General features: G+C 66.5%; 10 protein-coding genes and 1 pseudogene. 3 read left to right on the forward strand and 8 right to left on the reverse strand.

Annotated elements, in window-relative coordinates; all coding sequences use genetic code 11:
• Positions 1 to 124 precede the first annotated feature (124 nt).
• Positions 125 to 922, forward strand: a complete 798-nt coding sequence (locus tag Y706_RS0104815) for a hypothetical protein (RefSeq protein ID WP_043434849.1) — start codon at positions 125 to 127, stop codon at positions 920 to 922.
• Between the two features lie 97 nt (positions 923 to 1,019).
• On the opposite strand, the gene Y706_RS0104820 is transcribed toward Y706_RS0104815, so the two are convergent.
• The 5 genes from Y706_RS0104820 to fdxA all read right to left on the reverse strand — a co-directional run bounded on the left by Y706_RS0104820 (position 1,020) and on the right by fdxA (position 5,530).
• Positions 1,020 to 1,631 (reverse strand): hypothetical protein, encoded by a 612-nt coding sequence (locus Y706_RS0104820; protein ID WP_028275685.1) that lies wholly within the window; start codon positions 1,629 to 1,631, stop codon positions 1,020 to 1,022.
• Positions 1,632 to 1,678: 47 nt separating this feature from the next.
• A complete protein-coding gene (locus Y706_RS0104825; RefSeq protein WP_028275686.1) occupies positions 1,679 to 2,350 on the reverse strand; it encodes a TetR/AcrR family transcriptional regulator in 672 nt (223 codons plus the stop codon).
• Positions 2,351 to 2,530: 180 nt separating this feature from the next.
• Positions 2,531 to 3,814: a citrate synthase gene (locus Y706_RS0104830; protein ID WP_028275687.1), complete on the reverse strand. Its 1,284-nt coding sequence runs from the start codon at positions 3,812 to 3,814 to the stop codon at positions 2,531 to 2,533.
• A 228-nt stretch (positions 3,815 to 4,042) separates the two neighbouring features.
• Entirely contained in the window at positions 4,043 to 5,191 is a 1,149-nt protein-coding gene (gene dapC / locus Y706_RS0104835; protein ID WP_028275688.1) for a succinyldiaminopimelate transaminase, read from the reverse strand.
• Between the two features lie 12 nt (positions 5,192 to 5,203).
• Positions 5,204 to 5,530, reverse strand: a complete 327-nt coding sequence (fdxA, locus tag Y706_RS0104840; RefSeq protein WP_028275689.1) for a ferredoxin — start codon at positions 5,528 to 5,530, stop codon at positions 5,204 to 5,206.
• A gap of 150 nt (positions 5,531 to 5,680) precedes the next feature.
• Here fdxA and Y706_RS0104845 point away from each other — a divergent pair, with 150 nt between their 5' ends.
• Positions 5,681 to 5,929 (forward strand): putative acetyltransferase, encoded by a 249-nt coding sequence (locus Y706_RS0104845; protein ID WP_043434852.1) that lies wholly within the window; start codon positions 5,681 to 5,683, stop codon positions 5,927 to 5,929.
• A 441-nt stretch (positions 5,930 to 6,370) separates the two neighbouring features.
• Here Y706_RS0104845 and Y706_RS0104850 read toward each other — a convergent pair whose 3' ends face one another.
• The 3 genes from Y706_RS0104850 to typA form a co-directional block, all read right to left on the reverse strand.
• A complete protein-coding gene (locus tag Y706_RS0104850; RefSeq protein WP_028275691.1) occupies positions 6,371 to 7,180 on the reverse strand; it encodes a type IV toxin-antitoxin system AbiEi family antitoxin domain-containing protein in 810 nt (269 codons plus the stop codon).
• A 229-nt stretch (positions 7,181 to 7,409) separates the two neighbouring features.
• Entirely contained in the window at positions 7,410 to 7,739 is a 330-nt protein-coding gene (locus Y706_RS0104855) for a hypothetical protein (protein WP_028275692.1), read from the reverse strand.
• A 27-nt stretch (positions 7,740 to 7,766) separates the two neighbouring features.
• Complete coding sequence (typA, locus tag Y706_RS0104860) at positions 7,767 to 9,728, reverse strand: translational GTPase TypA (protein WP_028275693.1); 1,962 nt, start codon at positions 9,726 to 9,728, stop codon at positions 7,767 to 7,769.
• A 282-nt stretch (positions 9,729 to 10,010) separates the two neighbouring features.
• Here typA and Y706_RS30030 point away from each other — a divergent pair.
• Positions 10,011 to 10,244, forward strand: a pseudogene (locus Y706_RS30030) (SGNH/GDSL hydrolase family protein); the annotation flags it as partial.

Below are 10,244 nucleotides of genomic sequence, written 5' to 3' on the forward strand. Positions count from 1 at the left end.
CCGGCGGGGCCGACCCGCCCCGACGAAAAAGCCGATGACGCAGCCCGCAGGGGCCTGAGGGAGTATTTTCGTGGCACGACGAGGGAGCTGGCGGCGCCGGATCGTCCTTCTGCTGACCCTTGCGATGGTCGCGGGCGGCATCTACACCGCGGTGGCGTTCCTGCAGCGGTCGGAGACGTTGATCACCGAACGCTGCACGGCCACGGGCAGCGGAGGCGATGACCTCTCCACCGACCAGGCGGCCAACGCTGCCCTCATCACCGCCGTCGCGGTCCGGCGGGGACTTCCGGCCCGGGCCGCCAGCATTGCGCTGGCCACCTCCATGCAGGAATCCAAACTGCGCAACATCGGCCATGGCGACCAGGCCGGTCCCGACTCCCGCGGACTGTTCCAGCAGCGGCCGTCCCAGGGCTGGGGCACCACGGCACAGGTGATGGACCCGTACCACGCCAGCAATGCGTTCTACGATGCGCTCGTCGAGGTTTCCGGGTACGAGTCGCTCGATATCACCGTTGCCGCCCAGCGCGTCCAGCGCTCCGCGTACCCGGAGGCCTACGCCCAGCATGAGGTGATGGCCCGCGCCTTCGCCTCCGCCCTGAGCGGGCAGACGCCCGCAGGCCTGGACTGCTCGCTGCGCTCCCCCGACGCCGCCGGGAATCCTGCCGCCGTCACCGCAGGGCTGACCGCTGCGCTCGGGGACGTGACGGCGTCCACCGACGGCCGGACCCTGCTCGTGGAGGCCGAAGGAACCCAGGCCTGGGCTGTGGGCCAGTGGGCCGTGGCCAACGCCAAGGAGCTCGAAATCACCAGCGTGGAGGTCGACGGCCGCGCCTGGAACCGGCAGTCCCGCGACGGCTGGCAGCCTGCCCAAGTCCCGGCCGGCCAGGTCAGGGTAACCGTCGCAGACACCCCCGGCACCTGACCGCTACCGGGAGTCAGTTGGCAGCGGGGTCAGTTGGCAGCGGGGTCAGTTGGCAGCGGGATCAGCCGCCACCGGGGTCAGCCGCCACCGGGCGGGCTCAGACGAGGAGATCGACCACCGGCTGCACATAGCTGCGGAACAGCTCCGGCTGGGACAACAGCTCGTGGCTCATGATGATCTTGTCGGGCTCGAGATACCAGGCGCGCGGCTCCGCAAGCGGGAGCTCGATGATCGTCAGGCCGAAATCCTTTGAAGCCCGTCCCACGTCAAGCAGGCGGTCCTCCACCATGTCGGCCAGCAGCTCGTTGTTGCCGTTGGCTTCGCGCTCCGCCTCGAGGGTCCCGTATTCCGCAAGGCGCTCCCGGGCCCACGTCAAAGCGGCCCCGAAGTGGGCCTGCAGCACGCGCCGGAGCGCCGGCGAATTGCTGAACGCACGGAAGCCCGGCGGGGAGAGCTCGGGGGACATTTCCGGGTGGTCTTTCAGCAGCTGTTCCCACCAGGCCTCCCATTCGGTCTTGAGCGCAGCCGGGCCGCCAACCTCGGCGATCAGGTGGGAGTGGTCCGAGGCGCGGATCTTCGGTGCCGCATGGCAGAGCGCCGGGTGTCCCGCGGTGTCCAAACCGGCGGCGTCACGAACGTAGAGGGCAATGAGCATGGGACCAGAAGTATCCATCGTGATCCGCCAGCCTGGTCCGCCGGTGTGGTGCATCCAATTGCCTCCTTGGCAAGACGTACGATCTCAGTCTATTCCTGTTGTTATGAGGCGTTAACGGCTGGCTGCCCGGCCGCCAGCCGTCTGTTCAGGCCCTCCAGGTGGGCTTCGAGCACATCCCTGCACATCACGGCCGTCATCCACTCGGGCTGCAGGAGGGCGTGCATCGTCAGACCGTCCAGGACTGCCAGCAGCAGTTCCGCTTCGGTGACGAGCACCTGCTGGTCGAGGCCGGCCGCGTGGTCGGCGTCAACGCCTTCAGCCTCGGCCAGGCCCAGGATGAGCCCGCCCACGACGGCGGCCACCGCCCGGTGGCTGCGGTCGGCCTCGGCGGCCAGGAACGGCCTTGTCCGGGCGGCATTCTTGAAGGCCATCCAGACGCAGGCATCAACCGCCCGTTGCTCGTCAAGTGGAAGAAACTCACCCAGCAGTGCCAGGACGGCCGCATGCTGCTCCCCCGACGCCGGCGGCGCATCGCCCAGCAGGGAGTCCGCGTCGGTGAGGCGGCCGACGATTCGGTCCACCACCACGGCGAACGCGTGGGTCAACAGCTCGTCGCTGCTGGCGAAATAGTGCCGCACCGAGCCGACGGCCAGCTGCGCTTCATCAGCAACTTCCCGCAGCGAGGCCCGCTCGAGGCCATCCGTTGCGATGATCCTGAAGACTGCGTCAACTATTTCCTGGCGCCGGATGACGGCGTCGACAAATTTAGGCACTGGTCTTTTTTAGCACGTACGTGCCGCGGCCGCCCCGGGCCACACCGGTCCCGGCAGGGACGTGGCGCGGGTCACAGCGGCACGGTGCCCCCGCAAGTACGACGCCGGCCGCGCACCTCAGCAAAAGGTGCGCGGCCGGCGTCGTACTGTCTATCCCGCGCGCCGTGGCCGGCGGGCGTGCTAGAGCGAGGGGTAGTTGCGTTCCGGTTCGCCGACGTAAAGCTGGCGCGGGCGGCCGATCTTCGTGTTGGGGTCGCTGATCATCTCGCGCCACTGGGCGATCCAGCCCGGCAGGCGCCCGATGGCGAACAGCACGGTGAACATCTTCTCCGGGAAACCCATGGCCTTGTAGATCAGGCCGGTGTAGAAGTCCACGTTGGGGTAGAGCTTGCGCTGGATGAAGTAGTCATCGCCCAGGGCTTTCTCTTCAAGGCGCATGGCGATGTCGAGGAGCTCGTCGTTTCCGCCGAGCTTGCTCAGGACTTCGTGAGCCGTGGCCTTGATGATCTTGGCGCGCGGGTCGTAGTTCTTGTAGACGCGGTGCCCGAAGCCCATGAGGCGGACGCCGTCTTCCTTGTTCTTGACCTTCTCCATGTAGTCCTCGGGCTTGATGCCGTCGGCCTGGATCTGGCGCAGCATCTTCAGGACGGCCTCGTTGGCACCGCCGTGGGCGGGGCCGAAGAGGGCGTTGATGCCGGCGGAGACGGAGGCGAACAGGTTCGCGTTCGAGGAACCGACCAGGCGGACGGTCGACGTCGAACAGTTCTGCTCGTGGTCGGCGTGCAGGATGAGGAGCAGGTCCAGGGCCTTGGCGATGACCGGGTCCACCTCGTACTGCTCGGCCGGCAGGCCAAAGCTCAGGCGCAGGAAGTTCTCCACCAGGTTCATCGAGTTGTCCGGGTACAGCATGGGCTGCCCGATCGACTTCTTGTGGGCGTAGGCGGCGATGACCGGCATCTTGGCCATGAGGCGGATGGTGGACACCTCCACCTGCTCGGCGTTGAACGGATCCAGCGAGTCCTGGTAGAACGTCGACAACGCCGACACGGCCGAGGACAGCACCGGCATCGGGTGGGCATCGCGGGGGAAGCCGCTGAAGAAGCCCTTGAGCTCCTCGTGCAGCAGGGTGTGGTGGCGGATCCGCTGGTCGAAGGACTCCAGCTCGGTGGGGGTCGGCAGGTTGCCGTAGATCAGCAGGTAGGAGACTTCCAGGAAGCTCGAGTGCTGGGCCAGCTGCTCGATCGGGTAGCCGCGGTAGCGCAGGATGCCGGCGTCACCATCGATGTAGGTGATGGCCGAGGTGGTGGCCGCGGTGTTCATGAAACCGGGGTCGAAGGCGACGGCGCCGGTCTGCTTCAGCAGCTTGGAAACGTCGTAGCCTTCGTTCCCTTCTACAACCTTGATGCGCGGGAGTTCGAGTTCGCCGCCGGCATGGCGCAGGGTTGCGCTGGTGGTTTCAGTCATGGAGTCTCCTCATGAGGCATCGGGGCCTCTGTCGAAAGCTGGTCCAACATCTGGTGAAGCTGCCCGCGGATCCTGTGCGGACAGGATTTCCAAAGGCTGCGCTGCCTTCTTGTGGAAAGCCACCATTGATCGTCAGTTAAAAAGTACCTTCACTTCGCGGGTGGCACTAATCCGGGGGGCCCGCAAAGCGCCAAAAACACGCCACATGTGGTACGCGTCACAGCATTGTTACGCTTCCGGGTCCAGCCGCGAGACGGCGGCGTCGATCCTTTCGTCGCTGGCGGTCAGCGCCACCCGGATGAACCCGTTGCCGGCGTCGCCGTAGAAGACCCCGGGGCCGACGACGATTCCGCGGTCCGCGAGCCGGCCAACGGTGTCCCACGTCGCCTCGCCGGCGGTGGCCCACAGATAAAGGCCTGCCCTCGATTCATGGATTGTCAGGCCGAAACCCTCCAGCGCCGGCACGATCCGTTCCCGCCGGCCCCGGTACAGGTCCTTCTGGGCCTGGACGTGGGCGTCGTTGCCGAGGGCCACGCGCATGGCTTCCTGGACCGGATAGGGCACGATCATCCCGGCGTGCTTGCGGCTGTTGACCAGGTTCGCCATGATCACCGGATCGCCGGCGACAAATGCCGCCCGGTAACCGGCCACGTTGGACTGCTTGCTCAATGAATAGACGGCGAGCAGGCCATCGTGGGAGCCTTCGGCGACCTGCGGATCCAGGACGCTTGGGACCGGGACGCCGCCACGCTGGACGTCCCACTCCCCCCAGCCGAGCTCGGCGTAGCATTCATCGGACGCGACGACGGCGCCGAGCTCGCGGGCCTGCCGGACGATCCGCCGCAGCGACGCGATGTCCCGGACGCTGCCGGTGGGGTTGGCCGGTGAATTGACCCAGACCAGGCGCACGCGGGCCCGGGTGCCGGCGTCGAGCTCGTCGAGGTCGTCCGCGGCGACCTGCTCCGCGCCGGCGAAGGTGGCCCCGATGTCATAGGTGGGGTACGCAACCGTGGGCCGGACGACGACGTCGCCCGGCTTCAGGCCGAGCAGGAACGGCAGCCACGCGACGAGTTCCTTGGAACCTACCGTTGGCATCACATTCTGCGGGTCGAGCCCGGGGACGCCGCGCCGGCGCGCAAACCAGCCGGCGATGGCTTCCCGCAGGGCCGGCGTCCCGTGCACGGTGGGATAGCCGGGGGCGTCCGCGGCGGCGCGCAGTGCGTCCTGGATGAGGGCCGGCGTCGCGTCCACCGGGGTTCCGATGGAAAGGTTGACGGCTCCTGCCGGGTGCCGGGCTGCCGTGGCGAGATACGGCGCCATGGCCTCCCACGGGTAATCGGGCAGGCTCAGGCCGAAGGTGCGCACCGCGGATGTCACCGTAGCGCCGTCCTAGTTCTCTTGGTTCTGCGGCGGCAGGGCGGCGATCATGGGGTGGTCGGTGTGGGTGTTCCCAACCTTCGCGGCGCCGCCCGGGGAACCGAGTTCGTCGAAGAACTCGACGTTGGCCTTGTAGTAGTCGGCCCATTCTTCGGGGGTGTCGTCCTCGTAGTAGATCGCCTCCACGGGGCAGACCGGCTCACAGGCACCGCAGTCCACGCACTCGTCGGGGTGGATGTACAGGGAACGCTCACCCTCGTAAATGCAATCGACGGGGCACTCCTCAATACATGCCTTGTCTTTGACATCTACACACGGCTGCGCGATTACGTACGTCACGTCCCTGGCCTCTCCACGTTGGTTCCGGCGACCGGCCGGATGATTTCCAGGCCCTGAGCCGGGCTGCTGACTTCTGAGCCTATTATCTCCCAGCCTGTTCCCGCGAACCTAGCCGGACGTCACACATGCTCCGCGTCTTACGATGATCTGATGAGCTCGCCTTTGCCCTTGCCCCAGCAGTTCCTCTCCTCAGCCCCGCTCGGCACCCGCGTTGTGGTCCGGTACAGGATCGAGGGCGGCCTGACGGATGCCCTCGGCGAGCTCGTGGAACGCGCCGACGGCGTATGCACCGTCCGCACCCGCCGCTCCGACGTCGTCATTGCACTCCCCCTTGTCGTGGCAGCCAAGGAAGTCCCGCCACCCCCGCCGCGCCGCGCCCCACGTGTGCAGGAGCCCTGACGGGCGGTTCCGAGGTGGGCGCCTCGGTGGTTGCGCCGAGGGGACATGCCCTCCGCACCACCTGACCAGTGGACATGCCCTCCCCAACCGGCCAACCACGCACATGCCCAGCCCCACCCACGGCGACCAATGGACATGCCCTCCCCTGCTGGCCAACCACGCACATGCCCAGCCCCACCCCCGGCCACCAATGGACATGCCCTCTCCTTGCTGCAGGAGATGGACATTTCGGCGCCATGCTCATCGCCGCCACCCAGCGCGGGACATGTCCAGTGGTAAACCAGCAGAACAAGGGACATGTCCAGAGGTGCATCGAAAGAGCACGGGACAATTTCCGCGGTGGCTGGGCGCGGTGCAGGATCAGAGTGCAGGATCAGAGTGCAGGACCACAGGGCCGAACCGTATCGCAAGGGCGAACGAAGCTGGACGTGGAGTCTGACTCTAGGCGGCCGCAGACAGCCGGTTCAGGGCGTCGCGGACCATGGTGATGAAATCCTCGGGGTGGTCCCTCAGCAGCGGGTACGTCACAACAAGAGTCGGGATTCCCCGGCGCGCGGTGACATTCCAACGCCGCCGGTCTTCCTCGAAGCTGGCCCTGTCCATGTGGAATCCCGCCCCGTCGGTCTCGATGCCGAGACGGCCGTCGACCATCAGGTCCAGGTGTCCCATCCCTGGAACGTTGACCTGCGATTCAACATGGAAACCGGCCCGCCGCAGCAGGAACCGGGCCAGGCACTCAATGAGCGACTGTGACTGCGGCACAATCGCCGACACGATCCGGCGCTCCCGGGTGTCGTTCCGGCCATCGAGCCGCTGACGCAACGAACCCAGCGGGAGTCCCTTCAGCACGACGGCGGATTCGGCGATGATCAGCCCGTGAGGTTCGGGTAGGCAGCGCAAGCATTGGATGACCGTGTCCAGGAGGGTCGGCGGCGCGGGCGCCCGGTGGCAGACAAAGCCCTGGTAGCTCCTGCTGTGGGTGAGGGCAACGTGCGGCTGGGCCGGGGCTTCAAGGACCCACAGCCCGCTGAAGTGTGCCGCGGTGATGCACGCCGGTTCCGCCGGAAGCGAGCGTATGGCGATCAGCTGCTCGTCTGCACCGGGCAACGCATAGACGCCGCGGGCCACCCGGGACACGGTTCCCGAGGCCATCGCGGACTTGAGCTGAAAATCGGAGACCCCCGCGGCGGCAATGTATTTGGCGCGGGCGACGCCGTCGTAATTCGAGAGCACCTCGATGATGTTGGCCATTCACCCATGGTGGAGCCGCACTCTGCGCCCTGGAAGTCGGATCCTGCACTATGTGGAAAACTGCACCGGCCGGATGGGGGCGGTGGCGGACAGGTCCGACCCTGGGGGCGGGGCATGTCCCGCGCACCAACCCGGGGCCGGACATAATGCCATTGCGCCCACTCGAGCTATCAAAAAATGGGCATGTCCCGTGGGGAGCCGGGCAGGGCGGTCCGGTCCTGGCCCGTCGTCACCGGTCCTGGCCGGTCGGCCTCCTGTAGCGCCGGCACCAGGCGAGCATGGCCACGGTGATGCCTGCGATGCCGAAGACCCAGATATTGCCCGCGGCGTCGCCGATGACCAGGCGCTTGCCCGCTTCCAGGGTGGACCACCAGCCAATCAGCGCGTAGCAGAGGACTCCGCAAGCCGCCGTCGGGGTGACAGAACGGAATGCCGCCCCCAGCCACAGCTGGACTGAGCCCAGCAGCACGAGCGCAGCGACGGCGCCCCACGGGACGTCCAATCCGCCCAGGACCAGATCGTGGCGGTGCAGGGCGGTGCCGGCAGCTCTCTTAATCACGTTGTGGCTGAAGCCCGGAGACCGGGATCAGACCTTGGCGCGGGCGCGGTTGGCCTTGGCACGCTCGTTGGTGTCCAGGATGACCTTGCGGATGCGGATTGAATCCGGGGTAACCTCAACGCACTCGTCTTCGCGGGCGAATTCGAGGGACTCTTCGAGGGTCAGGTCGCGCGGGGGCGTCAGGTTCTCGAAGGTGTCCGAGGAAGCTGCACGCATGTTGGTGAGCTTCTTTTCCTTCGTGATGTTCACGTCCATGTCGTCGGCGCGGGAGTTCTCGCCCACGATCATGCCCTCGTACACCTCGGAGGTGGGCTTGACGAAGAAGGATCCGCGTTCCTGCAGGTTGATCATGGCGAACGGGGTCACAACACCGGCGCGGTCGGCGATCATCGAACCGTTGGTGCGGTATTCGATGGGGCCGGCCCACGGCTCGTAGCCTTCGGAGATGGAGGCGGCGATGCCGGCGCCGCGGGTGTCCGTGAGGAACTTGGTGCGGAACCCGATCAGGCCGCGGGCCGGAACGATGAACTCCATGCGGCACCAGCCGGTGCCGTGGTTGGCCATGTTGGTCATGCGGCCCTTGCGGGCGGCCATCAGCTGGGTGACGGCGCCGAGGTACTCTTCCGGCACGTCGATGGTCATGTGTTCCATCGGCTCGTGGACCTTGCCGTCGACGGTCTTGGTAACCACCTGCGGCTTGCCGACGGTCAGCTCAAAGCCTTCGCGGCGCATCTGCTCGACCAGGATGGCCAGTGCAAGCTCGCCACGGCCCTGGACTTCCCAGGCGTCGGGACGCTCGGTGGGGAGAACCTTGATGGAGACGTTACCGATCAGTTCCTTGTCCAGGCGGTCCTTGACCTGGCGGGCCGTGACCTTGGCGCCCTTGACCTTGCCGGCCAGCGGCGAGGTGTTGATACCGATGGTCATGGAGATGGCCGGGTCGTCAACAGTGATCAGCGGCAGCGGCTGCGGGTTCTCGGCGTCGGTCAGGGTCTCACCGATGGTGATCTCCTCGATGCCGGCGACGGCGACGATCTCGCCCGGGCCAGCGGACTCAGCGGGGACGCGGTCCAGTGCCTTGGTCGCGAGAAGTTCGGTGATCTTGACGTTCTTGAGCTCGCCGTTGGCGCGTGCCCAGGCCACGGTCTGGCCCTTGCGCAGGGTGCCGTTGTAGATGCGCAGCAGCGCCAGACGGCCCAGGAACGGTGAGGCGTCCAGGTTGGTGACGTGTGCCTGCAGGACACCGTTCGGGTTGTAGGTCGGGGCCGGGATGTGCTCGATGATGGCCCGGAAGAGCGGCTCGAGGTCTTCGTTTTCCGGGGCGCTGCCGTCGGCGGGCTGCTCGAGGGAGGCGCGGCCGACCTTGGCGGCGGCGTAAACAACCGGCACGTTCAGGATCTTGTCCAGGTCGAGGTCCGGAACTTCGTCGGCGAGGTCGGAGGCCAGGCCCAGGAGCAGGTCCATGGATTCGTGGACAACTTCTTCGATCCGCGCGTCGGGGCGGTCGGTCTTGTTGACCAGGAGGATCACCGGCAGGTGCGCGGCGAGGGCCTTGCGCAGCACGAAGCGGGTCTGGGGCAGCGGGCCCTCAGAGGCATCGACGAGGAGGACGACCCCGTCGACCATGGACAGGCCGCGCTCGACCTCGCCACCGAAGTCGGCGTGGCCGGGGGTGTCGATGACGTTGATGGTGATGGTTTCGCCGTTGGAGGACGGTCCGTTGTAGGCCACCGTGGTGTTCTTGGCCAGGATGGTGATGCCCTTTTCGCGTTCCAGGTCACCGGAGTCCATGACGCGGTCTTCGAGGTGGTTGTGCTCGGCAAAGGAGTTGGTCTGCTTGAGCATGGCGTCGACCAGCGTGGTCTTGCCGTGGTCAACGTGGGCCACGATCGCGACGTTGCGCAGGTCACTGCGCGATGCAGTGGCTACCGCGGTGTTGTCACTGCGCGATGCAGTGGCTACCGCGGTGTTGGTGGTGGTTTCAGACATGCGTTATTGCTCGATTCAGTGGTGAAGTCAGCTGTGGTATCGCGACATTTCCAACCGGAACGCACGACAGATAAGTCCCTTTGGCACAGGGCACCTACTACCATTCTAAACGCTAGGTCATTTATTGGCCTAAAATGCGGATCGGCGACCAGCGTCCGCGCTGTCGCCAGAGCAGGACGGGCGCACGGATGTGGTCTATTACGTGTGAGTAAAGTCACTGGATTTTCCAGCGCCCATGCACCATCATTGCTCTGATAGCAGCAAGCAAGCCCGGAGACATTCATGCGAAACGCCTCGGCCCTGTCCCGCTTCGTCGCAATGATGATCGCCACCGGCGTCGTTCTTGGCGGCTGCGGACAGACCTCTTATTCACCTGCCCCCGACGCGGGCTCTTCCGACGCGGGATCATCAGAGGCGGGAGCTGTGGGCACGTCGACCGGCGGCGGGGCCGGAGCGGCCGTCGGCGCGGGAGTGCCGGTCGCGGCCGGGTCCGCGGCGAAGACGCGCATCGGGTCC

Origin of the sequence: Arthrobacter sp. I3 (assembly GCF_000520575.1) — a bacterium.
Lineage (GTDB): Bacteria > Actinomycetota > Actinomycetes > Actinomycetales > Micrococcaceae > Arthrobacter > Arthrobacter humicola_A.